The sequence below is a fragment of the Herbaspirillum sp. YR522 genome (assembly GCF_000282575.1).
In the GTDB taxonomy this organism is placed as follows: domain Bacteria; phylum Pseudomonadota; class Gammaproteobacteria; order Burkholderiales; family Burkholderiaceae_D; genus Herbaspirillum.
This window is the reverse complement of sequence record NZ_AKJA01000128.1, coordinates 14,531-40,380: the sequence shown is the minus strand read 5'-3', so window position 1 is coordinate 40,380 and position 25,850 is coordinate 14,531. Positions and strand designations below refer to the sequence as shown.

Below are 25,850 nucleotides of genomic sequence, written 5' to 3'. Positions count from 1 at the left end.
CATGAACCAAGCCCCCGACCAAGACCGCCGCACGATACGCATCGGCGCCGGTGCCGGTTACTCCGGCGACCGTATCGAACCGGCCCTAGAACTGGCCGAGCACGGCCAGCTCGACTACCTGATCTTCGAATGCCTGGCCGAGCGCACTATCGCCATCGGCCAACAGGCGCGCCTGGCCGACTCCGGCAAAGGGTACGATCCGCTGCTGGAGCAGCGCATGCGCATGGTGCTCAAGGCCTGCGCCGAGCGCGGCGTGCGTATCGTTACCAATATGGGTGCGGCCAACCCGCTGGCCGCCGCCGCACTTATCCGTGCCATCGCTGGCGAACTGGGACTGGCAAGGCTGAAGGTCGCCGCGGTCACCGGTGACGACGTGCTGCCGGTGCTGCAGGCGGGCCGGTTCGATATCGACGACACCGGACAGCCGGTCGCTTCGCTGGGCGAGCGGCTTATCTCCGCCAACGCCTATCTCGGCATTGCCCCCATCATCGAGGCCCTGCAGGCCGGCGCCGATGTGGTGGTCACCGGTCGTGTGGCCGACCCGGCGCTGGTACTGGCGCCCCTAGTGCACGAATTCGGATGGCGCCTGGACGACTGGGACCGGCTGGGCCAGGGCACGCTGGTGGGCCACCTGCTGGAGTGCGCCGGGCAGATCACGGGCGGCTACTTTGCCGATCCCGGCTGCAAGGACGTGGCCGGCCTGGCGCGACTAGGTTTTCCGATCGGCGAAATCGCCGCCGACGGCAGCGCCGTGATCACCAAGGTGGCCGGTTCGGGCGGCCAGGTCACGACACGTACTTGCACCGAGCAGCTGCTCTACGAAATCCACGATCCCGCACGCTATTTCACGCCCGATGTGGTGGCCGACTTTTCACAGGTCAGCATCAGCGAGATCGGCCCGGACCGGGTCGCCGTGCGCGGTGGGCGTGGCCAGCCGCGCACGGCTACGCTCAAGACCACGCTGGGCTACCGCGACAGCTTCGTGGGCGAAGGCCAGATCTCGTATGCCGGCCCGGGCGCACTGGAACGGGCACAGCTGGCGCAGCAGATCGTGCGCGAACGGCTGCACCTGACTGGCGTGGCCACCAGCGAATTGCGTTTCGACCTGATCGGCATCAATGCCATCGGCGGCCCCGAGGCAGTGGCGGTGCAGGTTCCCTTCGAAGTGCGGCTACGCGTGACCGCACGCACGGACAGCATGGCCGAGGCGGTACGCATCGGCAACGAGGTCGAGACGCTCTACACCAATGGCCCGGCCGGCGGCGGCGGCGCCACCAAATCAGCGCGCGAGGTGATCGCGGTGCTGTCCACCCTGGTGCCGCGCGAGCTGGTGCGCACCGCCATCCATTTTGAGGAACTCTGACATGCTGCTGCGCCAAATCGCCCATTCCCGGGCCGGTGACAAGGGGGACATTTCCAACATCTCGGTCATCGCCTACGATCGCCGCGACTATGCCCTGCTGCTGGCGGCCCTGACGCCGGAACGCGTACGCCAGCATTTCGCCGGTATCGTGCACGGTGAAGTCACGCGCCACGAGCTGCCCCAGCTGGGCGCCCTGAACTTCGTCATGCAGCGCGCACTGGGCGGCGGCGTGACCCGTTCGCTGGCGCTCGACGCCCACGGCAAGTCGCTGTCGGGCCTGATGCTGGCGCTGGAAATCGCCCCCTGATCGCTTGCCCGCCACGCGCGTGGCGGGTGCCCATCTATGCCCTGCGCCGATCCGCGTATGGCCGCTGTCGGTCCAGGCGCCCGCCTGCCACCGGCGTGACCCGATACCCCTAAAGTGATTCCTGCCGAGCCGGCCCCGCGCCAGCTCCCATTGCCCACGCCTTGCCAGGTAACGCCATCTTCGGCCATGCCTGGCAGGCCCGCCAGGATCATTTGCATGCACGCCGACATACATGACTTCATCGCCATCGGGCTGGGCCCGTTCAACCTGAGCCTGGCCGCGCTGAGCGCGCCGCTATCCGGGGTCGATGCCGTGTTTCTCGAGGCCAGGCGCGAATTCAACTGGCATCCCGGCCTGTTGCTCGACGACGCCACGTTGCAAAATCCGTTCCTGGCCGACCTGGTCACGCTGGCAGACCCGCGCAGCGAATTCAGCTTCCTCAACTACTGCAAGCAGACCAGCCGGCTGTATTCGTGCTACATGCGCGAGCAGTGGTATCTGCGGCGCACCGAATACAACCGATACTGCCAATGGGTGGTTGGGCGACTGCAGAATGTGCGCATGGGGTACCAGGCCACCCTGCTCGGCTATGACGACACGCTGGGTGCCTATCGCGTGAGCGGACGCGACCAGGTCGCCGGGCGCGGCTTCAAGCTGCATGCCCGCAAGCTGGTGCTGGGCCTGGGCAGTGTGCCGCGGCTGCCACGCTGCTGCAACCAGGACGCTGCGCCCTACCTGCACTCGGCCGACTACCTGCAGCATAAACCCGCGCTGCTGCGGCGCCGCCGTATCGTGGTGATCGGCAGTGGCCAGAGCGCCGCCGAGGTCTACTACGACCTGCTGCGCGCCAGCGCCAGCCATGCCTTCGAGCTGACCTGGATCACCCGCGCCCCGCGTTTCTTCCAGATGGAAAACAGCAAGCTGACTCTGGAACTGGTGTCACCCGATTACACCGATCATTTCTTCAGCCTGCCGGCGCACTGCCGGCGCCGCCTGCTGCGTCGCCAGGCAAGCCTCTACAAGGGTATCAATGCCAATCTGATCGCCGCCATCTACGACCTGCTCGACCAACGCATGCACGACGCGCCGCAGCGCTACCGGCTGGCATCGGCGTCGGCATTGCGCGCCTGCCACCACGACGCCGGCGCCGATTGCTTCCGGCTCCGCTTTCGCCATCTGGACAGCCTGCGCGACTTTTCGCTCGAGGCCGATGGCGTGGTGTTTGCCACCGGCTACCGGTCGCCGCCGCCGGAGTTGCTGGCACCGCTGCACTCGCGGATCGACTGGGGCGACGACGGCCGCTACCGGATGACGCGCGACTATGCCATCGACCGCAGCGGTGGCGAGATCTTCGTGCAGAACGGCGGCCTCGACAGCCATGGCATCGGCAATCCCGACCTCGGCCTGTGCTGCCATCGCAATGCGCGCATCCTGCGCGCGCTGACCGGGGTGGAGCACTATCGCATCGAGCCACGCACCGCCTTGCAGACCTTCGGGCCCCTACCGTCATGAGCGGCAGCGGGTGGCGATGGCCGGGCGGGCGCGGCTGGATCGACATCGACCGGGCGCATCCGCCGGGCCTGCGGCTGCGCCCGGTGCTGGCGGCAAGCGACGCGGCGTTGCTGCAGCGATGGTTCAGCAGCGAACGGGGGCGTTTCTGGGCCATGCCGGACAAGTCCTGCCGCGGCGTGCGCATGCACTACACCCGCATGCAGCGCAGCCCCGACGCCCGCGCCTTTCTTGGCCATGCCGACGGGCGAGCGGCGTTCGTCATCGAATGCTATGACCCGGCCTGCCACGACCTGGCCGCCCATTACCGGGTCGAGCCGGGCGACCTGGGCCTGCACCTGTTCGTGGCCGCGCCGGTGACCCGGGTGCCCAATTTCACGCGCGACGTGTTCCGCTTCGTGCTGGGCTTCATGTTCGGCCGGCTCGCGGCACGCCGGGTGGTGGTCGAGCCCGACGTCGACAACCTGCGCATCCATGCGCTCAACCGTAGCATGGGCTTTCGCGATGCCGGCTGCATCGCCTTGCCCGACAAGATCGCCATCCTGGCCTTCTGCACACGCGCCGATTTCATGACCTGCCAACCCACGGAGCCTGCAACATGACACCGCACCACGACCATCCCGCCGCCATCGCCGGCCACCTGAGTCCACAGGCTTGGGCCGACGCCAACCGCATGCTGGTACGCAAGGCCCTTGCCGAATATGCCCACGAATGGATCATCGAGCCCGAGATGATCGGCGCCGGCGCCACGCCCGGCATGACGCGCTACCGCATCAGCCTGGAGCAGGCGCTCGAATACCACTTCGATGCGCGCCCGATGGCGCTGCGCCACTGGCGCATCGCGCCCGACTCCATCACCTGTCTGCGCCAGCAACGCCAGGCACCGCTGGATGCGCTGCAGTTGATCATCGCGCTGCGCGGCGCGCTCGGCATCGACCCGGCGCGCCTGCCCGTCTATCTCGACGAGATCACCAGCACCTTGCACAGCGCGGCCTACAAACTCAAGCATTGCCGACTGCCCAGTTCACAACTGGCCCATGCCGGGTTCCAGGACATCGAAGCGGCCATGACCGAAGGGCATCCCGGGTTCGTGGCCAACAATGGCCGCCTGGGCTTCGACGCCCACGACTACCACGCCTACGCGCCCGAGGCGTGCAACCCGCTGCGCCTGGTGTGGCTGGCGGTGCATCGCGACCAGGCCCATTTCGCCTGCGTGCCGGGGCTCGACCACCAGTCGCTGATGCGCGACGAACTGGGCCAGCCGCTGCTGGAGCATTTCCATGCTGCCCTGGAGCGCCAAGGGTGCGCGCCGGGGCACTACTACCTGATGCCGGCCCATCCGTGGCAATGGTTCAACAAGCTGGCGCTGGTGTTCGCCCCTTACCTGGCCGACCAGCGCATGGTCTGCCTGGGCTACGGGCCGGACCGCTACCAGGCGCAGCAGTCGATCCGCACCCTGTTCAACCTCGACAGCCCCGGCCGGCGCTATGTCAAGACCTCGCTGTCGATCCTCAACATGGGTTTCATGCGCGGCCTGTCGCCGTACTACATGGCCGGCACGCCCGCCATCAACGCCCATATCCACGGCCTGCTGCAGGGCGATCGCTACCTGCGCGGCAAGGGCTTCGGCATCTTGCGCGAGGTGGCGTCGCTGGGCTTCCGGCATCGCTACTACGAAGACGCCATCAGCACCGATTCGCCGTACAAGAAAATGTTCTCGGCGCTGTGGCGCGACAACCCGCAGCAACTGATCGGCCCCGGCGAGCGCCTCATGACCATGGCCGCGCTCCTGCACGTCGACGCCGATGGCGATGCGCTGGTGGCCGAGCTGGTGCGGGCCTCGGGGCTGGACCCGGCAACCTGGCTGCGGCGCTACCTGGAGGCGTACCTGGCGCCGCTGGTACATTGCCTTTACCGGCATGACCTGGTGTTCATGCCGCATGGCGAAAACCTGATCCTGGTGCTCGAGCAGCACGTGCCGGTGCGCGTGTTCATGAAGGATATCGCCGAGGAGTCGGCCATCCTCGATCCCCAGGCGGTCCTGCCCGAGGCCGCCAGCCGCCTGCGGGCCGAGGTGCCGGACCGGTTTCGCCTGCTGAGCATCTTCGTCGATGTGTTCGATGGCTTCCTGCGCCACCTGAGCCCATTGCTGGCGCAGCACCTCGACCTGGACGAAGACGACTTCTGGCGCGTCGTGGCCGACTGCATCGCCAACTATCAACGCACCCATCCGCATCAGTTGGCCAAGTACCGGCAGTTCGACCTGTTCGCGCCGGGCATGCTGCATTCCTGCCTGAACCGCCTGCAATTGGCCAACAACCTGCAGATGGTCGACCTGGCGGACCCGGTCGGCAGTTTTCGCCTGGCGCCCGACCTGGTCAATCCGATTGCCCGCTACCGACCCGGGTGGCTGGAGCCCAACGGGCCGTAACGGGCCTGCGATATCGAAAGCCATCGAGCACCGGCTGGCAATTAATTCGAGCAACCAGCCGCAATGGCCGCGAGCTTTCACGGCCTGTGCACAGACGGGCCGATATCGATTACAACGCCGGGTTATCCCATCCGGCAAAACATCCCATCACCTGGCAGGAGGTTTGCCTTGGCTGCACAGCCGTCTTCCCATTCATTCACGCTGGCCGAGTTCAATCGGCTGGATCGCCCCAATGGCATGTTGTACCGACTGGGCGCGAGCGAGCACGACGCGGCCGCCACGGACGGGGTCCAGCTGGCCCGCGGTCGCGTGGATCGCCACGAACTGCGCCCCGGCCTGTGGCTGGCCGCCTCCGACCTGGTGGTCGACTTTCCTTACCAGTCGGTGTGGCGCCAGCAGGCGCATTTTTCGGTCATTGCGCTGCTGCAGGGCAGGCTTCACCTGCAGCACGATTCGGCCATGGACCTGTGCGCACAGGGAGGGGTCAGCGCCAGCGGCGGCGACGCCCGGCCGCTGGTGGCCAGCCACGCCGCCGGGCAGCAGGTGCGCAGCCTGCGCCTGACGGTGCTGGAGGCGACCGACATTGGTGAAGACCACAGCAGCGAGCTGCTGGCCAAGGCGCTGTGCAACCACGGCCAGCGCCTGCGGCCATGGCCGCTGCAGCCGCACCTGGCGGTAGCCTTCGAACACCTGTTCGATTGCATGTGGAGCGGCACGCTCAAGCAGTTGCTGCGCGAAGGCATCGGCCTGCAATTGCTGTCGCACGGGCTGCATTGCAGTATCGACGTCCCGCCCCAGAAGCATTCGCCGCTGTCGCCGCGCGACCGCCAGATGCTGGAGCGGGTGCGCCAGAAACTGCACGCCTGCCCGGGCGAGGACCATTCGCTGCACGAACTGGCACGCCTGGCCTGCATGAGTCCCAGCACACTGCGCGCCAAGTTCCAGGCGGCATACCAGTGCTCGGTATTCCACTGGCTGCGCCAGCGCCGGCTGGAAGTGGCGCGCGAGCAGCTGGCACAAGGCTGGAGCGTGCAACAGGCGGCGCACTACGTCGGCTATCGTCACGCCACCAATTTCTCGACCGCCTTTCGCGAGCGCTACGGCATCTGCCCCAGCCGCCTGGCGCCGCCTTGATCGCCGCCCGCCAGCTCGCATTACTGGGGCTGCTGTGCAGCATCGCCCCGGCATCGGTCGACATCTACCTGCCCGCCTTCGGCGCCATCGCGGCCGACTTCGCGCTGCCGCCCGGCGCCGTGCACCGCACGCTGGGCCTGTATATGCTGGCCTATGCGTGCATGCTGCCGCTGCATGGCGGCCTGGCCGACAGTTGCGGCCGCAAACCGGTGGTCCTGGTCGCACTGGGCATCTACCTGGCCGCGTCGCTGCTGTGCGTCGTCGCGCCCTGCTTCGACCTGCTGTTGCTGGGGCGCGTGCTGCAGGGCGCCGCGGCCGGCGCCTGCAGCGTGGTGGCGCCGGCCATGCTCCAGGATTGCCGGGGTGACGGCCGGGATGGCGGCCGGCAGGACGGCGCCCAGCGCGCCATGTCGATCCTGATATTGATCCTGAACCTGGCCTCGGCGGTGGCACCCATCGTGGGCGGCTACCTGACCGCGTCGCTTGGCTGGCGTGCCAACTTTGCCGCACTGGCAGGCCTGGCTGCGCTGGCCTGGGTCCTGTGCCTGCGCCAACTGCGCGAGACCTTGCCGCACACGGCGCGCCGGCCGTTCCGGCTGCGCCAGCTGCTGCATGACTACGCGGGCCTGGCGGCACGGCCGCAGGTGCTCGCCCTGGGCCTGGCGGGCGCACTGCCGGTGGCGGGCCAGGGCCTGATCATCGGCGGCGCGCCGATGCTGGTGGTGCAGGTACTGGGCTGGCAGCCGACCGACTTCGCTTATCTGTTCCTGCCCCTGGTGGCCGGCGCCATGGTCGGCGCGGCACTGGCCCTGCGCCTGGGTCCGCGACTGGCACTGGGCACGGCCTATGGCTGCATGGGCTGCGCGGGGGCGGCATTGGTCCTGGGCCCGCCGGACGCACCGCTGGCCATGATCCTGGCGCTGGGCACCTATATCGGCGGCCTGGCCATGGCGACCCCACCACTGACCTTGCGGCTGCTGGCCTGCGTACCAGGCCTGTGCGGCAGTGCCGCGTCGCTGTCGGGGGTGATGCAGCTGCTGATGTTCGCCCTGGCCAGCGGCTGGCTGGCGCCCCGCCTGGCCGCCTCGCCCGCCTGGCTCGGTGCGGCACTGCTGGCCGCTGCCGCACTGAGCATGCTGGCATGGGGTGCCAGCCATCGATATGCAGGCCGCGGTGCCTGATTGCATTGCTAATCGGCGCCGCGCATAGGTATTGCCGCGTCCTGCATACGTGGCGCGATGCAATGTCGAGAATAATTATCATTAGATCAACAGTCGACGGAAAATCCCATGTTCACCTCTCTTCAGCCCCGTTCGCCCTCCCTGCGCACGTCGCGCCGGCCACGCACCTGCAGGTCATCGCGCACGCGCCCGGCGGCGCTGCGTTCGGCCGGCGCCTGCCACCGGTGCGCCCGCCGGCTCTCGGTCGGCGGCATGATCTCGGCGACCCTGTGTTGCAGCGCGCCGGCGCTGGCCGGCGATGCACGCCAGCCCGCCGATGGACTGCCGGAGGTCACCGTCTCGGCGCCGCACACCGGGCCGGCGCAGCTGGGCTACACCGTCGAGGCCATGGGCACGGCCACCGGGTTGCCGCTGGCGCCAGTCCAGACGCCGCAATCGGTCAGCGTGGTGACCCGCCAGCAGATCGAGGACGCCAACCTGCCCACCGCACTCGATGCCGTGCTGGCCGCACCCGGCATGGCCGCGGTACGCAGCGACAGCAACCGCTACCAATTGTCGGCGCGCGGCTTCAGGATCGACAATTTCCAATTCGACGGCATGAGTTCGCCGCTGCTACCGTACTGGAACTACGGTGCCACCAACATGAGTTCGGCGCTCTATGAACGGGTTGAAGTGGTGCGGGGCGCCACCGGCCTGATGACCGGCAATGGCGAGCCGTCGGCGGCGATCAACTTCATCCGCAAGCAACCGTCGGGCAGGCTGGCCGCCGCCGGCCTGGTGGGCCTGGGCAGCTGGGGCGAGCGCCGCGCCAATGCCGATGTGTCGCTGCCGCAGCTCGGCCCGCAGGGGCTGCGCATGCGCCTGGTCGCCGAGCACACCGATCGCGGCAGTCATGTCAGCTGGCAGGGCCAGCGCGCAGAGACCTTCTATGGCGTGGTGGCGCTGGAGGCGACCCCGCGCACCGAGCTCAGCGTCGCGCTCGAATACCAGCAGGACGCCGCGCGCGGTTTTGGCAGCGGCGTGCCGCTGTTCTATCGCGATGGCAGCCGCACCGCGTTCGATCGCTCGGCGTCCAACAACACCCGCTGGGCGCGTATGCAGACGCGTACGACCACCGTGCTGGGCAAGCTGCGGCATCGCTTCGACAACGACTGGCAATTGCAGCTTGCGGTCGATCTCAATGGCGGCCACTACCATATGCGCAATCTGTTCCGGGGCGAGTTTCCGGACCGCGACAGCGGCCAAGGCATGTCGCAGGTCTGGCGCAACTACGACGGCACGCGCCAGCGGCGCCAGGCCCAGTGGTCGCTGACGGGGCCGTTCTCGCTGCTGGGGCGTCGGCACCAGGCGATGCTGGGCTGGTCCAGGCTGGTGGACCACAGCCGCATCGACCGTCATCGCGAGCAGGCGCCGCTGCCCGACATCGGCAGCTTCTTCGACTGGCGCAGCGCCCCCATCGGCGAGCCTCGGTGGCTGGAGCAGACCGAACCGGCCGACCATCGGCGCGTGGTGCAAAGCGGCGCCTATGCGGCCGGGCGCTTTTCGCTGGCGCCGCCATTGCACCTTATCCTGGGTGCGCGCCTGGCCAATATCGAGATCGAGCGCGACGCCTTCGGCACCCGCCAACACCATCGGCACCGCCACCAGCTGATTCCCTATCTCGGCGCGGTGCATGATTTCGATCCTACCTACGCGCTGTATGGCAGCTACACCAGCATCTTCCGGGCGCAATATGCGCAGTCCACCGACGGCAGCCTGCTGGCCCCGGTCGAGGGCCGCAGCGTCGAGGCCGGTATCAAGGCCGCCTGGCGCGAAGGCGCGCTCAACGGGTCGGCGGCGATATTCGATACCAGCCAACGCAACCTGGCCGTCAAGATAGCCGGCGCCCATGTGCGCGGACGGCCGCAGCAGCAGGCCTGGCGCGCCGCGCGGGGCGTGCGGGTGCGCGGCATCGAACTCGAGCTGGCCGGCCAGGTGCAGGCCGGCTGGGATTTGGGCGCCAGCTTCACCCGCTTCATCAAGCGCAGCGCCGACGGCCAGCGACTCGACAGCACCTTTCCCTCGACCCAGTTCAAGCTGTTTGGCACCTACCGGTACTCGCCCCGCCTGACACTGGGCGGCGGCGGCGAATGGCGCAACGGCATCGGCAGCACCACCCACCAACCGGGTGGGGTCGCCTGGGTCAGCCAGGCCAGCGTGATGCTGCTCGACGTGATGGCCCGCTACCAGCTCGGACGCGGCGTATCGCTGGCGCTGCATGTCGATAACCTGCTCGATCGCCGCTATTACGACCAGGTCGGCTTTCATAGCCAGGGCTGGGTGGGCGACCCGCGCCAATGGCGGCTGACGCTGCAGGCCCGTTATTGACCAGCCATGGTCCGCGCTTGCGCCGGTAAAAAAAGTGACGGCCATGCCGCATCGGCATCATTGCCTCAAGGATAATATCGAGGGTTGCCGAGTTAGCTCCACTTACCCGGTGTTCGACACCGTTGGCAACTGATCGGCGCCGTGCAAGCCGATTAAATTGCAATGAGGCAATGGCCCGCACACCCGCGTCCCCGTGGCATGGCAATGACAGGCGCAGCAGGCGAGAATGGCTGCTGTCCAAACCAGGCAAGATTTGGTATCGTCCCGCGATTATCGATTCAACGCACCGCATGACGCGGCGCTTCTCCCCCTCGACGTTATGAAAAAAGCTATCCGACTCGGCACTCCCCTTTCTCCCTCCGCCACCAAGGTCATGCTGCTCGGTTCGGGCGAGCTGGGCAAGGAAGTCATCATCGCGTTGCAGCGTCTGGGCGTCGAAGTCATTGCCGTGGACCGCTACGAAAACGCCCCTGGTCACCAGGTGGCGCATCGCTCCCATGTGATCAACATGACCGATGGCGCCGCCCTGGCCGAGCTGATCGCCAAGGAGCAGCCGGACCTGATCGTGCCTGAGATCGAGGCCATCGCCACCGAGACCCTGGTGCAGCTGGAACAGGCCGGCCAGGCCAACGTGATCCCGACCGCGCGCGCGGCCTGGCTGACCATGAACCGTGAAGGCATCCGTCGCCTCGCCGGTGAAACCCTGAGCCTGGCGACCTCGCCCTATCGCTTCGCCGACAGCCTCGACGAGTTGCGCGCGGCGATCCAGCAGATCGGCTTTCCCTGCGTGATCAAGCCGGTCATGTCGTCGTCGGGCAAGGGTCAATCCAAGATCGACGGTCCGGACGAGATCGAATCGGCCTGGAACCATGCCGCCGCCGGCGGGCGGGTCGATGCCGGGCGCGTCATCGTCGAGGGCTTCATCGATTTCGACTACGAGATCACGCTGCTGACGGTGCGCTCGCTCAACGAGAACGGCGATACCATCACCAGCTTCTGCGATCCGATCGGCCACGTCCAGGTCAAGGGCGACTATGTCGAATCGTGGCAGCCACACCCGATGCCCTCGACCGCGCTGGAGCGGGCTCGCGAGATCGCCCGCAAGGTGACCGAGAACCTGGGCGGCCTGGGGCTGTTCGGGGTCGAGTTGTTCGTCAAGGGTGACATGGTCTGGTTCTCGGAAGTCAGTCCGCGTCCGCACGATACCGGCATGGTCACCATGGTCAGCCAGGTGCAAAGCGAATTCGAATTGCACGCCAAGGCGATCCTGGGCCTGCCGGTCAATACCGCGTTGCGATCGCCCGGTGCCTCGGCGGTGATCTACGGCCAGCACGACGCCCGTGCGATCGCCTTCGACGGCGTGGCCGAAGCACTGCGCATCCCCGGCGCCGACATCCGCCTGTTCGGCAAGCCCGAATCATTCCAGCGTCGCCGCATGGGCGTGGCGCTGGCGGCCGCCGACAGCGTCGAATCGGCCCGTATCCGCGCCAAGCAGGCCGCGGCCAAGGTCAAGCCGGTCATGCCCGACTGATTGTCGATCAACGCCGGTTCATGGGGGCGCCTGTCGATACGGGCGCCCCTTTTTCATTGGGCCGGACATCCGCCAACCAGGCCGCGTGGAATCGACATCGAGCAACCGGCAGGCCGTCGGCCCGCGTGAGCTCACCCTGCTCCATCGGCTAGGCAGCAGCAGTCGAGCAGCGCGAGCCCAGGCCGACCAGGGTCGGACGGTCCAGCTGGCGGGTCCAGGCGTGGTAGGTCTGCTCCGCGACCAGGTGCAGTGCGGCGATTCGATCGTGCAATTGCTTCAGGATCTGCGTTTCGCTCTGCGCCGCCGGCCCATGGGCGCGACGCAGTTCGGCGCGGCCGGCCGCACACCAGTCCCTGACGCTGGCCTCGGTCACTTCGAGGTGCCCTTGGAACGCCCAATGACGTCCGCGCAGGAAACCTTTGTTGAGGCAGTGACTGCCGTACATCGTGCGGGTGGCACCGGGCGGGATTTCAAACGTGTCGTAGTGCCAGTTGAACATGCTCACTTGCCTGGGCAAGCCCATGCGGTGCTGTGCCGGCGGCGTGACCCATATCGGGCTCCAGCCGATGTTGGGACAACTGTTGCGGCTGACCTTGGCGCCCATGGCACGCGCCAGCATCTGGGCGCCGAAACAATGCCCGAGCACCGGCACGTCACGCCGGATGGCATCCTGCAGCAATGCCAGTTCATCGCTGATCCACGGCAAGGGTTCGTTGACGCAGTGATCGCTGCCCAATACGACGATACCGCTGAACTGGCTCGCGTCGACCGGAGCGACGCCATCGGAAGCGGGGGAAATGCGTCGGTAGGGAAGATGGTTGTTATCCAGGTGATCCAGCAATACACCTGGCCCTTGCGTGATTTCGTGCTGCAGAATGGCGATCGGTCTCATGGAGTCGTGACTTGCACGCGCAAGCCGGTAGTGACGGAAACGCCAATCTAAATACTTCGGTCTAAAAACCGGATTTCATTTGGTGTGATCGCTATATAAGCGGCGTAAACATCGCCTTGGCATGAAGACACGTCGCGCGACGATCTCGCCATGCGCGAACCGCTGGATCGCGCCAACCGGTGGTCGCCAGACGCCATCGGTCGCGACTCGGACCTTCGCCCGCCGAGATGAGCCGGCAGGAGCTGACGCCGGCCCTCTAGCGTGGCAAGGATTACCGGCTCAGCCAGCGCCGTCAATAACCGCGCTCGAGATCGACATTGGCCGCGATCTCGCCCGTCTCGCGGAAGCGCCGCACATTCGAAGCCACGATGGCCGACGCCGTCTCGCGGTTGGTCGGCGCCGAGCAATGGGGCAGCACCGTCACGCTGGGGTGGGTCCACTGCCACTGGTCGGGCGGCAACGGTTCGGTGGCAAATACGTCCAGCACCGCGTGGCGCAGCCGGGCGCTGTCGAGCGCATCGCACAGGGCCGCGTCGTCGATGATCGGGCCACGCGCAAAATTGATCAGTTGCGCCTGCGGCGGCAGTAACGCCAGGCGCGCGGCGTCGAGCAGGCCTCGGGTGTCGGCGGTCAGCGGCAGCAGGCACACCAGGATGTCGGTCTGGCCCAGCATCTCGGCCAGCCCCTGTTGCCCGTCATAGGTCTGCACACCGTCGATCGAACGTGCCGTGCGACTCCAGCCGCATACCTTGAAACGGGCCGCCAGCAAGGCGCGGGCGGCGGCCTCGCCCAGCGTGCCCAGTCCGAGGATGCCGACGGTGCGCTGCTCGGGCAGCACATACTGTTCGGCCTGCCACACCCGAAAGCGCTGGCGCTGCGCATACAGGGGCATGTCGCGGTGCAGGTACAGGGTCCAGGCCAGCACCGCCTCGGCCATGGTGCTCGACAGGCGCGGGTCGACCAGGCGCGTGAGCTTGAGCCCGCTGTCGCGCAACTCCGGCGCCAGCCGCTCGACCCCGGCCCAGACGCTATGCACCCAACGCAATCGCGGCAAGGCGCGCAGCCGCTGCGGATCCGGATTGGCGACGACGGCGATCTGGCACTGCTGGCGCGCAGCTTCATCGAGCTGGTCGAAAGGCACGATGCGCTCGCCGGGCATGGCCTGCTGCAACGCCTGGACCCAATCGGCCGCATGGCTGGCGTCTTCGCGGCTGACGAAGACAATCGGCGCGGCCTGGCTCATTTGGCGTACACCTGCTCCAGGCTCTCGAAACCCTTGACCTCGATCGGGTTGCCAAACGGGTCGAGGAAGAACATGGTCGCCTGTTCGCCCGGCTCGCCGGCAAAGCGGATCTGCGGCGCCAGCACGAACTCGACCTCGCCGCTGGCGCTGAGCCGATCAGCCAGCGCGCGCCAGTCGGCCATCGCCAGGATGATGCCCAGGTGCGGCATCGGTACCATGTGCTCGCCCACCCGACCGGTATTGGTCACGGCAAACGGTTGCCCCAGGTGCAGCGACAGCTGGTGCCCGAAGAAGTCGATGTCGACCCAGGTATCGGTACTGCGGCCCTCTTCGCACTGCAGCAGGTCGCAGTAGAAACGGCGCGCAACGTCAAGATCGCGCACATGATAGGCAAGGTGGAAGATCGATTTCATGAAAACCTCAATACGGGATTGGATAGGGATTGGCCACGACAGGCGCTAGCATAGCGGCGCCAGACCAAAAGAGATAGCATGTAATTTTTAATCCATTCAAAAGAATTATTTATGGATAGCCGTTACCTGAAGAGCTTGATCGCAGTCGTCGAATGTGGCTCCATCGCCGACGCCGCCCGCAATGAAGGACTGACGGCGGCGGCGGTGAGCCAGCGCGTGCAGGCGCTGGAACGGGAACTGGGGGTTGAGCTGCTGTCGCGCGCCGGCCACGCGGCACGCGCCACCGAGGCCTGCACCGCGCTGCTGCCGCGCGCCCGCGGCATCGTGCGCGAAGTGGCGCTGCTGGCCGGCGACGCCGACGCCCGGGGCTTGACCGGCACCCTGCGCATCGGCGCCATTTCCACGGCGCTGACCGGTTTGCTACCGGGGGCCTTGCGGCAACTGACCCGCGATGCGCCGCAACTGCGCCCGGCCATCGTGCCCGGCACCTCGCGTTCGCTGTACCAGGCGTTGCTGGCCGCCGAGCTGGATGCGGCGATCCTGGTGGCACCACCGTTCGCGTTGCCGCGTGCCTGGCAGGCGCAGCCGCTACGCCAGGAAGAACTGGTGCTGCTGGCGCCGCGCGGCTGGCGCGGCAATGTGGCCGCGCTGCTGCGCCATCACCCCTATATCCGGTACGATCCGCACGCCTGGGGCGCACGCCCGGCGCAGCTTTATCTGGACGACCACGGGCTGCAGCCGGCGGTGCTGTGCGACCTGGACGCGCTGGAGACCATCGCCATGCTGGTCGCCGACGGCGTAGGCGTAAGCCTGGTGCCACGCTGGGGCGGCATCGACAAGCTGGCCAGTGGCTGCCGCATGCATGCCATCGATGCGCCCGACCCGGGACGCTACCGGCGCCAGGTCGTATTGCTCAGCGCCAGCCAGGCCGAGCGCCCGAGGATGCTGCAACTGTTGCAGCAGGCGCTGCAGGATGGCGCCTAGCGTCCGGCAAAACCTTCCGGCGAGACCCCGGCCGCGCTGCCGGCCAGGCGCTGCCGTTGTTGCAGGCGGGCGCGGCGCTTGCGGACCCAGATGATGACCCCGGTCACCGACAGCATCGCCACCAGCGCGCCCATGATCGAGATCATGATGCGACCGGGCAGGCCCAGGATGCGCCCGGAATGCAACGGGAACTGCGCCTGCAGGAAGATATCGCCGGCGCTGCCGGTGCCCGGTATCCGGCCGCCCTGGGGCGCACCGGTGGCGGCGTCGAAGTACAGCCAGGCATTGCCCAGGCCGCCGTCGCCGTGGTCATTGCCGGGCTCGAACAGGCCCACGCCATAGACCCCGAACATGGACGAATAGAATACCCCGCCCACCGGCCCAGGCAGGCCTCGCCGCCGGGCTTCGTCGGCAGCCAGCCGCACCACCTGTTCGCGACTCACCCGCGGCTCGGCGACCTTCTCGGGCGCCAGCGGGGTGCGGGTGTCGAACGGGCCGGCACTCAGCGTGGATACGGTCTGGAGGATAGGCCGCATGACCTGGCGCTCGAGGTTCATCGAGATCGACGTCACCGCGAGGATCAGCAACAGGGCCCAGACCCACACCCCGCCCGAGCGGTGCAGGTCGAAATTGAGCTTGTGTGCGCCGTCGCGCCAGCGGAAAGCAAACGACTTGCGCCAGCTGCGCACGTTGGGGAAAGACAGGTACAGGGCGATGAAGCAGTCCAGTGTCCAGACGATGCCCACGATCCCCATGAGCCAGATACCGGTTTCGATGCCGCCCACCTCGGGCAGGTGCATCGTGTAATGCAGCTTGTAGAGGAAAGGCAGCAGGTTCTCGCGCGACAGCGATATCGCGCCCCACATGCGCCGGCCCTGGATCTCTGCGGTGACCGGATCGACGGCGATCTGGTTGAAGTCGAGCACATAGGGCTTGGCCGTGGCCGGGTCCAGCCGCGGCTCGACCATCATGTTCATGGTGTGCCCCGGCTCTTCCCGGGTCAGCACATAGGTCACGCGCAGCCGGGGTTCGGCCTGCTCGACGCGGTTGGCCAGGGTCAGGCCGTCCAGCACCGGCTGGGCGCCGACGGCGCTACGTGCGTCGAACAGTTGCGGATTGAGCCAGGCGTCGAGCTCGTGGTCCCACGAGATGACCGCGCCCGTGGCGCCCGAGATGAACAGGAAGACCGCCGCGGCCAGCCCGAACCAGCGGTGGATGAGGACGAACAATGCGCGCATGGCTATGGATGGATGGCAGGTTGGCAACAACGCCGGGATTCACGAAAAGCGACATTGTAACGCTGGTGCCGCACGCACGGCCGCCTTTCGGGCGCGGACGGACACGCCGCCCGGTCTACCGGGGCGGCGCCGCACGGCACCGCGATGTCAGACTCCCGCGATCCTGGCCAGGATGTCTTGCAGCTGGTCGATATCGTAGGGCTTGGGCAGCGAGTGCGAAGCGAAGCCCACATTGCGTGCCACCATGGCGCCGTAGCCCGAGGCGAAGATCACTTCCATCTCGGGGAACCGCGCCAGCGTATGCCGCGCCAGGTCGACGCCCGACATGCCGGGCAGGTTGACGTCGGTAAACAGGACGTCGAAGGCCTGTTCTTCCAGCGCCTGCTGGGCTTCTTCGCCGGTGGTGACGCCGCGTGCGGCATGCCCCAGCGTTTCGAGCAGCTCGCAGACCAGTTGCTGGGAGTCGATGTTGTCTTCCACCACCAGCAATCGCAAGCCGGTCACCGGCGCCGCGTCGACCAGCGCCTGCGGTTCGGGCCGGCTGCCGCCGGCGCCGCCCTGGGCCATGCGCCATTGCGGCTCGGCCTGCTGCTGTTCGAATTGCTGCAACTGCGCTTCGAGTTCGGCCTCGGCCTTGCGCTGGGCCACCGGCAGCACATGGATCGTCGCCAGGTTCTCGGCGCCTGGGTCGTGCTGCACCCGTTGCTGCAGCTGGCGGCGCTGCTGGTTGTTCGACAGCAGGTGACGGATGCGGCGCGCCAGCTGGTTGCTGCGATAGGGCTTGCTGAGCAGTTCGACGCCAGCGTCGAGCCGCCCTTCGTGCACGATGGCGTCGCGCGGGTAGCCCGAGGTGAACAACACCTCGACGTCGGGCAGCAATTGCCGGGCCTGGCGTGCCAGCTCGGTGGCCGGCACGGTGCCGGGCATGACTACGTCGGTAAATACCATGTCGATCGGAATGCCGCTCTGCACGATCGCCAGCGCCCGCTCGCCATTGTCGGCCTTGAGCACGCGATAGCCGAGCGATGACAGCGTGTCGACCACCGTCAGTTGCAGGTTGGGGTCGTCTTCCACCACCAGGATGGTTTCGTCGCCGCCCCGCACTTCCATCTCGCGGTTGTCGTCGATCACCACCGCTTCTTCCAGCGAACGGGGGAAATAGATGCGCACCGTGGTGCCGCGCCCCACTTCGCTCTGGATACTGATGTGGCCGCGACTCTGCTTGACGAAGCCGTACGCCATCGACAGCCCCAGACCGGTACCCTCGCCTTCCTTCTTGGTGGTGAAGAACGGTTCGAAGGCGCGTTCGCGCACGTCCGGCGCCATGCCGTGGCCATTGTCCGAGATCGCCAGCTCGACATAGTCGCCCGGTGCCAGGTCGGCCTGGGCCAGGAAGTTGGGATCGGTCAGCGTGACGTTTTCGATCTGCAACGTCAGGCGCCCGCCGTTGGGCATGGCGTCGCGCGCGTTGATGGCGGTATTGATGATCAGGTTCTCGACCTGGTTGGGGTCGAGCATGGTGTTCCACAGGTCGTGCGCCATCGCCATCGAGATCTCGATGGTCTCGCCCACCGCACGGCGCAGCAGGTCATCCATGTTCTGCATCACGCGCTCGAGGTTGATGCTGCGCGGCTGCAATGGCTGGCGCCGCGCGAAGGCCAACAGTTGCGACGACAGCTTGGCACCGCGGTCGACCGCGCCGATGGCAATCCTGACGCGCTGCTGGCTTTTTTCCGGCAATGTCGGGTCGGCCTGCAGCAATTGCAGGTTGCCGCCGATGATCTGCAGTACGTTGTTGAAGTCGTGCGCCACGCCACCGGTCAGCTGCCCCACCGCTTCCATCTTCTGCATCTGCGACAGCGCGGCCTCGGCGCGGCTGCGTTCGAGGATTTCCTCGACCACGCGCTGTTCCAGCGTGTCATTGAGGTCGCGCAGGGCTTCCTCGGCACGGCGCCGTTCGGTGATGTCGGTCGATACCGCAATGATGGCCTGGGGCCGGCCGTCGGCGTCGACGATGCGGCTGGTGTTGCTCGAGACCCAGAACGTCGAGCCGTCCGGACGCACGTAGCGCTTCTCCAGCGTAAACGACTTGCCGTCCTCGATGCAGCGATTGATCATGGCCATCTGGACCGCGATGTCGTCCGGATGGGTGACCTCGGCCAGCTCCATCTGCAGCAATTCTTCCTGGCTGCGTCCCAGCATGCGGCACAGTGCATCGTTGACGCGCAGGTAGCGGGCCTGCAGGTCCAGTTCCGAGAAACAGACCGAGGCCTGGTTGAAGATCGCGGTCAGCCGGTTCTCGCTCCACAGCAGCGCCTGCATGCCACGCTGGTGCTCGGTGAGATCGACGAAGGTGCACAGCGCCCCCTGCAATTGACCGTCGAGCCATACCGGATGGGCCTGGTAGGCCACCGGGAAGCTGCTGCCGTCGCGCCGGAAGAACAACTCGTCGTCGACATGGGTCGTCACCGCCTCGCGGGCGGCCCGGTAGAGCGGACTGTCGGTGAATGCATACGGGCGTCCGTCGGCATGCGAATGCTGGATCACGCCGTGCAGTTCGCGGCCCAGGACTTCCTGCTCGTCGTGGAAACCCAGCATGCGCAGGAAGGCCGCATTGCACAGCGTGACCTTGCCGTCGACATCGATCGAATAGAATCCCTGGTCGGTCGAGTCCAGCAGTTGTCGCACGAACGCATTATTGGCGCGCACGCTGGTCTGGGAGGCCGCCAGGGCCTGTTCCATGAACTTGCGGTCGGTGACGTCGAACACCACGCCGACATAGCGCTTGTCGGTGCGTGGATCGTCGCGCACCACTTCGCCCTTGCGCGCCAGCCAGCGCTTCTGGCCGTCGCTGGCACGAGTGATGCGATATTCGGTGTATTCCAGCGGGTTTTCGCGCTGGTCGATCGTGACGGTGCCGATATTGTGCCGGTAGTCGTGGTCGATCATGCCGATCAGCAGTTCGTCGGTGACGACGACGTCCGGCGCGATGCCCCACAACTGGCGGAAGCGGTCCGACACCAGCAGCTTGCCGGAGTCCGGAAACCACTCGAAGATGCCGATACCACCGGCGCTGTCGGCGATACGCAGGCGCTCCTCGGCCACGAAATGGTCGGTGACGTCGAAGCCCTCCATGAAGATGCCTTCGACAACGCCATCGGCGCCACGCATCGGCTGCAGCACGAAGTCGAGCACCAGTTCACGATATTGCCCGTCCTCGCCTTCGCGCAAGAACACCTTGGCGCCGCGCGAGTTATAGGTCTCGCCGGTGCGGTAGACCTGATCGAGCAGGTCGAACAGCTGGTCGTCGAGCAACTGCGGAAAGGCCTCGCGCAGGGCTCGTCCGATCACCGGCTGCGCACCGAACAGCTTGACGTAGGCGCCATTGACCAGTTCGAAGATGTGCTGCGGGCCGCGCAATACGGCCGTGAAACCGGGCGACTGCTGCAACAGTTGCTGCAGCAGCGCGGCCTGTGCGGATAATTCGCGATTGACCTGCTGGGCCGTGTCGCGCTCAGCCGTCAGTTGGCGGTTGCGTCGTTGCAGCTGATGCGCCGTGGCCGGCATTGCGCGCCCCGGGCGAGGCAGCAGGGTCATATCGGTGAGGGTACAGATCACCCCCTCGACCGGCCCGTCGGCGCCAAACAGCGGCACGTAGGAAAAATCGAACCAGGCCTCGCGCCCGCCCTGCTCATGCAACGCTTCATCGATGAGCTGTCGCTGCTCGCCGCCGAAGCAGGCATCGATGGCCCCCAGGTGGCGCGCACGGATGTCCGGCCAGAACAGCGCGTGTTCCAGCGGCGTGGCAAAAGTATGCGGGTGCTGGGCGCCGATAAGGGCGGCAAAGGCGTCGTTGTAGAGCACGTGTCGCGCCGGGCCCCATATCAGCAGCATGGGCGTGGGCGAATGCAGGGCGATGCCCAGCGCCGTACGCAGTGTTTGCGGCCACTCGCGCGGCACGCCCAGTGCGTGATTAGCCCAGTTGCTGTCGGTGATGAGTTGGGCGCACTGTCCGCCGCCTCGCAACCAGGAGATTTCTTCCATGTCTTGAAAATGATGTAAAGCTGAATGCTGCGTCCGCCGATTGGTGCCCTTGGCGCCGAAAATCACGCTCCGATTATACGGGATGCGGTCGATCTCCAGCACATCCGCAGCGCTATCCCGGCATCGCCCGGCGTGGCGCAATGCGGCAGCCAGCAAGGGGTTGCGCGCCCCTCAGCTTGTCCTACAAAAATTTGAGAGATGTTCCGACAGGTCGGCGGCGGCCCCCTGTCAGCGTTTTTTAAGTGCCCGCTCTTCGCGCAGCAGCCGGTTGAGTTCGGCCAGTTCGCTCACCGCGTCGGGGGTCAGGATCACCGGCGCGTTGGCGCGATAGGCACGTCCGCCGAGGCGGCCATTCATGCCGATGTAGGCACGCGCGCACTGGCGTCGGTAGGCGATGATGTCGTCTTCGCCGTTGAGCGGCTGGCCGGAGCTGTCGAGCCCGGCGTGCGAAAGCGTGGGCGCGATCTCTTCTTCACGTTCGTCCTCGCCCAGCGCGCGCTGGTCGAGCGCGCCATGGCTTTCGATATGGTGGCGATAGGCGCTCCAGTCGCCTTGCTGGATCGAGATATCGGTGTCGACCGGCGTTACAGAATCGGACTTTTCCATGACCTTCCCCTGACGGAATTCCAAAGCGAACCACAGCGCTGGACCTGGCCTGACCATCCCGCCTTGCCAGCGGTTTTATTGTAGCCAAATCTGGCGCTTTTTCGTTGGGCTTGTTCGGTGTTGCCACCGGCAAATCATTGCCCGTTTTCATATCGCCACACGGGCGAATTAGGACATGGAGGATCATATTGGCGCCAATTGATGAGCCCTATCGGACGGGATCGGATTTATTTGTAGGACAAACAGGAAGGCGCCACGAGGCGCCCGGGCAGGATGAAGGACGCGCGGCAATACCTTATAATGATGGAAATTATTGAAATTCTTTGGTCCATCCATCGTTCAAGCCCCAGGCCCTTCCCCCACCGCGTCGGCAACGGTATCGAGCATGAGCAATCCGTATCATCCAGGTGAACGTCGGCGCCAGCCGGTCGACCTCACCAATTGCGACCGGGAGCCGATTCACATTCCCGGGTCGATCCAGTCGCACGGCGTCCTGTTGACGTTCACCCCCGAGGGTGCGCTGGCCGCTTGCAGTCGCAATGCCCGCGATCTGCTGGGCGCCCTGCCCGCAATCGGCGAGACATTGTCCGACCTGCACCTCAATGCCGAGACCCGCGCCGTGATCGAGTCGGCCCTGGCCGATCCGCATGGCTATGTGGATGCGCGCCTGGTGTCGCTCGACAGTGGCGCCTTCGACGTGGTCACCCACAAGTCCCAGGGATTGCTGGTGGCCGAGTTCGAGCAACGGCCGGCCGATGCGCTCACGCTCGATTCGTTTGCGCTCATTGCGCACCAGGCGTTCCAGCGCATCCAGCGCCAGCATGGGGTGGACGACCTGCTGACCCTGGCGGTCGACGAGATCGCCCTCATCACCGGCTTCGACCGCGTGATGGCCTACCGTTTCCTGCACGACGACAGTGGCGAGGTGGTGGCCGAGTGCAAGCGCGATGAGCTCGAGCCGTTTCTCGGCCAGCGCTATCCGGCCAGCGACATCCCGTCCCAGGCGCGGCGCCTGTATGTGATCAATCCGATCCGCCTGATCGCCGACATCGGCTACCAGCCGGTGCCCATCGAGCCCGACCTCAATCCCCTCACCGGCGGCCCGCTGGACCTGTCGCACAGCGTGCTGCGCAGTGTCTCGCCGGTGCATGTCGAGTACCTTTCCAACATGGGCGTGGGCGCATCGATGAGCATTTCGATCGTCATCGGCGAGCGCCTGTGGGGGCTGATCGCCTGCCATCACATGTCGCCGCTGCTGGTGCCGCATTCGGTGCGCCTGTCGTGCCAGTTGCTGTCGCAATTCGTCAGCACCCTGGTCGAGCGCAATCTCAACGGCGAACGGGCACAGGCGCTGCAGCATTCGGCCGCACTGCGCCGCGAGATCGTGGCGCAGGTCACCGATCGCGAGGATATCGTGCTGGCGCTGAGCGCCGACTACCATGGTTTTCTGCGCCTGATGCAGAGCAACGGCGGCGCCATCTCGCTGGACCGCAAGACCCAGGTGTTCGACCGCGCGCCGTCGCGCGAGGGTGTCAATGCCCTGATCAACTGGTTCAACGAAAACGACATGGGCGACGTGTTCCAGAGCCATGACGTGGGGGCCGACCTGCCCGAGCTGAAAGCCATGCTGGGCGACGTCTGCGGCGTGCTGGCAATCCGCTTCTACCGCGAGCAGAACGGTTACGCCTTCTGGTTTCGCAGCGAGCAGGTGGAAGACGTGCGCTGGGGCGGCAACCCCGAGAAGAAATACAGCAGCGGCCCGCTGGGACCGCGCCTGACGCCACGCGGATCGTTTGCCGTCTGGAAGGAAACCGTGCGCGGCAAGAGCCTGCCGTGGGATGCGACCTCTCTGGAAGTGGCGAACCAGCTGCGGCTGGACCTGCAGGAAGTGGCGCTGTCGGGCGAGAACATGATGAAGCGGGCGCGCGAAACGCTGCTGGCCACGCTGGGTCACGACCTGCGCGATCCGTTGCAGGCCATCATGATGGCCGCACGCATGATCGAAGTGCGCGAGCATTCGTCGTCCAGCGCCAACCTGTCCAAGCGCATTTCATCCTCCAGCGGCCGCATGAACCGGCTGATCTCGCAGATACTCGATATCAGCCGCCTGCAGGGCGGACTGGGACTGGACCTGCAACGCCGCCCGATCGACCTGGCCCGCCTGGTCGGCGACATCGTCACCGAGGCGCGCCTGGCCTATCCCGAAAACGAGATCATCCTCGAGGCCGAAGACTGCGGCGAGCTCGAACTGGACAGCGATCGTATCAGCCAGGTGCTATCGAACCTGTTATCGAATACGCGACATCACGGTGAGATCGGCAAGCCGGCTACCGTCATCGTGTTTCGCCGCGACGACAGGCTGACCATCTCGGTGTCCAACCACGGCGCCGCCATTGCGCCACACGTACGTGCCAACCTGTTCAAGCCGTACAAGAAGGAATCGCTGGGCAATGTGCGCAACAGCCGCGGACTGGGGCTGGGCCTGTATATCGTCAGCGAGATCGTCAATGGCCACGGCGGCACCATCGGCGTCGACTGCGACAACGGTATCGTCACCTTTACCGTGTCGCTGCCGCTGGCCGGACTCAACTGACCAGTTGCGCCCACGCCCCGGTGCGGCCCGATAACGACGCCACCAGGAACAGCAACTCGAGCGGATCGACCGGCTTGGCGATGTGCGCCTGGAAACCGGCCATCAATGCGCGTCGCCGGTCTTCGGTACGGGCCAGCGCCGTCAGCGCCGCCGCCGGCGTCAGGGGCGCGTCGTCGGCCTGGGTCGCTTCCAGTTCGCGCAGGTTGCGCATCAATTCATAGCCATCCTGGCCCGGCAGGCCGATGTCGCTGACGATCACATGCGGCCGCACCCGGCGAAACGCTTCCAGCGCGGCATTGGCCGACCCCACGGCATCGACGGTGGCACCGTGTTCCTCCAGGATGTGCTGCACCAGTTCACGGGCATCCACCTCGTCTTCGACCAGCAACACCCGCAGTCCGGTCAATTGCGGCTGCGCAGCGCCGGCGTCGTCATGCAACGCAGTGACATTGGGCGGCTGGCGCTGTACCGCCGCCAGCGGCAGCAGCACCTGGAAGCTCGCGCCAAGGCCCGGTCCGGCGCTGGCCGCGGCAATGCTGCCGCCATGCAGCTCGACCAACTGGCGTGTGATCGACAGGCCCAGCCCCAGGCCGCTGGTGTCGCGGCTGCTGCTGGCATCTTCCTGGCGAAAGCGCTCGAACACGCTGCCCAGGAACTCGGGCTTGATACCCTGGCCGTTGTCGCTTACCTCGAACTCCGCTTCGCTGCCGCGCTTGCGCAGGCTTACCGTCACCCGCCCCTGCTTGGGGGTGAACTTGATGGCATTCATCAACAGGTTCCAGGCCACCTGCTGCAGCCGCGACGGGTCGCCCTGGATCGGCCCGGTCGAGCCCAGCACCGCAATGAGGCGGATCTCCTTGGCGTCGGCGGCGCTCTGCACCGACGCGATGGCGTTATCGATCACTTCGGCCAGGTCGAGCTGCTGCACGTCCAGCCGCAACTTGCCCGCCAGGATACGGCTCATGTCCAGCAGGTCCTCGACCATCTGCGCCTGCAGCTTGGCGTTGCGTTCGATCACCTGCAGTCCCTTTTGCAGCTTGCCGGCTTCGCTGCTGTCGCGCAGCAGGTACTGGCTCCAGCCGACGATGGCGTTGAGGGGCGTGCGCAGTTCGTGCGACAGGGTCGCCACGAACTCGTCCTTCATGCGGGTCATGCGCTGGGCCTCGGCGCGCGCTACCCGTTCGGCCTCGAGCAGCAGCTCGCGGTCCTGCTGGGCGCGTTTGAGATCGTCGATGTCGGTGCAGGTGCCGAGCCACTTCTGGACCTGGCCATCGGCGCAGAACAGGGGCGATCCGTCGCAGGAAAACCAGCGGTACTGGCCATCGTGGCGGCGCAGGCGAAATTCCAGCACGAACCGCGCACTGCCGCCCTGCATGGCCTGCTCCAGCAGGCTTCGGGTCTGCCGGCGGTCGTCCGGATGCATCACCAGGTCGATCCAGTGCTGCCCCAGCTGCGGCTCCAGGCCCAGCCCGGTGTAGTCCAGCCATTGCTTGCTCAGGTAGTCGAATTGCCCTCCGGGCAGGCACGACCATACCAGGTGCGGGATGGCCTCGGCCACCACGCGGTAATGCGCTTCCTGCTGCAGGCGCCGCGCCGCTTGGGCCGACTGGCGTTGCAGCAGCATCTGGTTGAGCACGCGATCGACGGCTTCGGGCAGGTAGTCGAGATAGTCACTGGTCTTGGGCAACACATCGGACACCCCGGCGCGCAGCGCCTCGATGATGCGCGGCTCGTCCGACACACCCGAGACCATGATGGCGGCGATCTCGATACCCCGACCGCACAGGCCGCGATAGAAATCCAGCCCGCTCTCCAGCGACTGCAGGTTGTAGTCGACGATCAGGATATCGGGCAACTCGCTGGCCACGGCTGCATTGGCGGCATCGGCGTCGGCCACCGCCGTCACCCGCAGGCCATGCTTCTTCAGGACCCGGCTGGCCAGTGCCAGCAGGCCTTCGTCGTCTTCCAGGATCAGCACATGGGCGCGTGCGTCATCGTTCATCGCTAGTGAACC

General features: G+C 66.4%; 18 protein-coding genes. 11 read left to right on the top strand and 7 right to left on the bottom strand.

Going from position 1 to position 25,850, the window contains the following annotated elements; translation table 11 throughout:
- Position 1 precedes the first annotated feature (1 nt).
- The 9 genes from PMI40_RS17640 to purT all read left to right on the top strand — a co-directional run bounded on the left by PMI40_RS17640 (position 2) and on the right by purT (position 11,823).
- Positions 2–1,363 carry an acyclic terpene utilization AtuA family protein gene (locus tag PMI40_RS17640; protein ID WP_008118124.1) on the top strand — a complete coding sequence of 454 codons (1,362 nt, stop codon included), beginning with the start codon at positions 2–4 and terminating at the stop codon, positions 1,361–1,363.
- A gap of 1 nt (position 1,364) precedes the next feature.
- Positions 1,365–1,670 (top strand): hypothetical protein, encoded by a 306-nt coding sequence (locus tag PMI40_RS17635; RefSeq protein ID WP_008118122.1) that lies wholly within the window; start codon positions 1,365–1,367, stop codon positions 1,668–1,670.
- A gap of 216 nt (positions 1,671–1,886) precedes the next feature.
- On the top strand, positions 1,887–3,182 hold the full coding sequence (locus PMI40_RS17630) for a lysine N(6)-hydroxylase/L-ornithine N(5)-oxygenase family protein (RefSeq protein ID WP_008118121.1): 1,296 nt from the start codon (positions 1,887–1,889) through the stop codon (positions 3,180–3,182).
- A complete protein-coding gene (locus PMI40_RS17625) occupies positions 3,179–3,781 on the top strand; it encodes a GNAT family N-acetyltransferase (RefSeq protein WP_008118118.1) in 603 nt (200 codons plus the stop codon). Before PMI40_RS17630 ends, PMI40_RS17625 begins: the two co-directional genes overlap by 4 nt.
- Positions 3,778–5,610, top strand: a complete 1,833-nt coding sequence (locus tag PMI40_RS17620; protein WP_008118116.1) for an IucA/IucC family siderophore biosynthesis protein — start codon at positions 3,778–3,780, stop codon at positions 5,608–5,610. The genes PMI40_RS17625 and PMI40_RS17620 overlap by 4 nt, the downstream gene beginning before the upstream one ends.
- A gap of 168 nt (positions 5,611–5,778) precedes the next feature.
- Complete coding sequence (locus tag PMI40_RS17615; RefSeq protein WP_008118114.1) at positions 5,779–6,744, top strand: helix-turn-helix transcriptional regulator; 966 nt, start codon at positions 5,779–5,781, stop codon at positions 6,742–6,744.
- Entirely contained in the window at positions 6,741–7,925 is a 1,185-nt protein-coding gene (locus tag PMI40_RS17610; protein ID WP_008118112.1) for an MFS transporter, read from the top strand. Before PMI40_RS17615 ends, PMI40_RS17610 begins: the two co-directional genes overlap by 4 nt.
- Positions 7,926–8,033: 108 nt before the next feature.
- The gene (locus PMI40_RS17605) at positions 8,034–10,292 is read left to right on the top strand and encodes a TonB-dependent siderophore receptor (protein ID WP_008118110.1); all 2,259 of its coding nucleotides are present in this window, start codon (positions 8,034–8,036) and stop codon (positions 10,290–10,292) included.
- 319 nt (positions 10,293–10,611) lie between these two features.
- A complete protein-coding gene (gene purT, locus PMI40_RS17600) occupies positions 10,612–11,823 on the top strand; it encodes a formate-dependent phosphoribosylglycinamide formyltransferase (protein ID WP_040502331.1) in 1,212 nt (403 codons plus the stop codon).
- Positions 11,824–11,971: 148 nt separating this feature from the next.
- Here the strand turns inward: purT and PMI40_RS17595 are convergent, their stop codons facing one another.
- The 3 genes from PMI40_RS17595 to PMI40_RS17585 form a co-directional block, all read right to left on the bottom strand.
- A complete protein-coding gene (locus PMI40_RS17595) occupies positions 11,972–12,715 on the bottom strand; it encodes a type 1 glutamine amidotransferase (protein WP_040502329.1) in 744 nt (247 codons plus the stop codon).
- A 292-nt stretch (positions 12,716–13,007) separates the two neighbouring features.
- Complete coding sequence (locus tag PMI40_RS17590; protein WP_008118104.1) at positions 13,008–13,958, bottom strand: glyoxylate/hydroxypyruvate reductase A; 951 nt, start codon at positions 13,956–13,958, stop codon at positions 13,008–13,010.
- Positions 13,955–14,371: a VOC family protein gene (locus PMI40_RS17585; protein ID WP_008118102.1), complete on the bottom strand. Its 417-nt coding sequence runs from the start codon at positions 14,369–14,371 to the stop codon at positions 13,955–13,957. The genes PMI40_RS17590 and PMI40_RS17585 overlap by 4 nt, the downstream gene beginning before the upstream one ends.
- A gap of 111 nt (positions 14,372–14,482) precedes the next feature.
- Between PMI40_RS17585 and PMI40_RS17580 the strand changes: the two genes are divergently transcribed.
- Positions 14,483–15,355, top strand: coding sequence for a LysR family transcriptional regulator (locus PMI40_RS17580; RefSeq protein WP_008118100.1), 873 nt, complete (start codon positions 14,483–14,485; stop codon positions 15,353–15,355).
- On the opposite strand, the gene PMI40_RS17575 is transcribed toward PMI40_RS17580, so the two are convergent.
- From PMI40_RS17575 to PMI40_RS17565, 3 genes are all read right to left on the bottom strand, one after another.
- Positions 15,352–16,593: a PepSY domain-containing protein gene (locus PMI40_RS17575; RefSeq protein WP_008118098.1), complete on the bottom strand. Its 1,242-nt coding sequence runs from the start codon at positions 16,591–16,593 to the stop codon at positions 15,352–15,354. The genes PMI40_RS17580 and PMI40_RS17575 overlap by 4 nt on opposite strands.
- Before the next feature lie 147 nt (positions 16,594–16,740).
- The gene (locus tag PMI40_RS17570) at positions 16,741–20,637 is read right to left on the bottom strand and encodes a PAS domain S-box protein (protein WP_008118096.1); all 3,897 of its coding nucleotides are present in this window, start codon (positions 20,635–20,637) and stop codon (positions 16,741–16,743) included.
- A 228-nt stretch (positions 20,638–20,865) separates the two neighbouring features.
- The gene (locus PMI40_RS17565) at positions 20,866–21,243 is read right to left on the bottom strand and encodes a hypothetical protein (protein WP_008118093.1); all 378 of its coding nucleotides are present in this window, start codon (positions 21,241–21,243) and stop codon (positions 20,866–20,868) included.
- Between the two features lie 385 nt (positions 21,244–21,628).
- Here PMI40_RS17565 and PMI40_RS17560 point away from each other — a divergent pair, with 385 nt between their 5' ends.
- Positions 21,629–23,836, top strand: coding sequence for an ATP-binding protein (locus PMI40_RS17560; protein ID WP_008118091.1), 2,208 nt, complete (start codon positions 21,629–21,631; stop codon positions 23,834–23,836).
- On the opposite strand, the gene PMI40_RS17555 is transcribed toward PMI40_RS17560, so the two are convergent.
- Positions 23,829–25,838 carry a response regulator gene (locus PMI40_RS17555; protein ID WP_008118089.1) on the bottom strand — a complete coding sequence of 670 codons (2,010 nt, stop codon included), beginning with the start codon at positions 25,836–25,838 and terminating at the stop codon, positions 23,829–23,831. The two genes, PMI40_RS17560 and PMI40_RS17555, sit on opposite strands and share 8 nt — an antisense overlap.
- Positions 25,839–25,850: the final 12 nt, after the last annotated feature.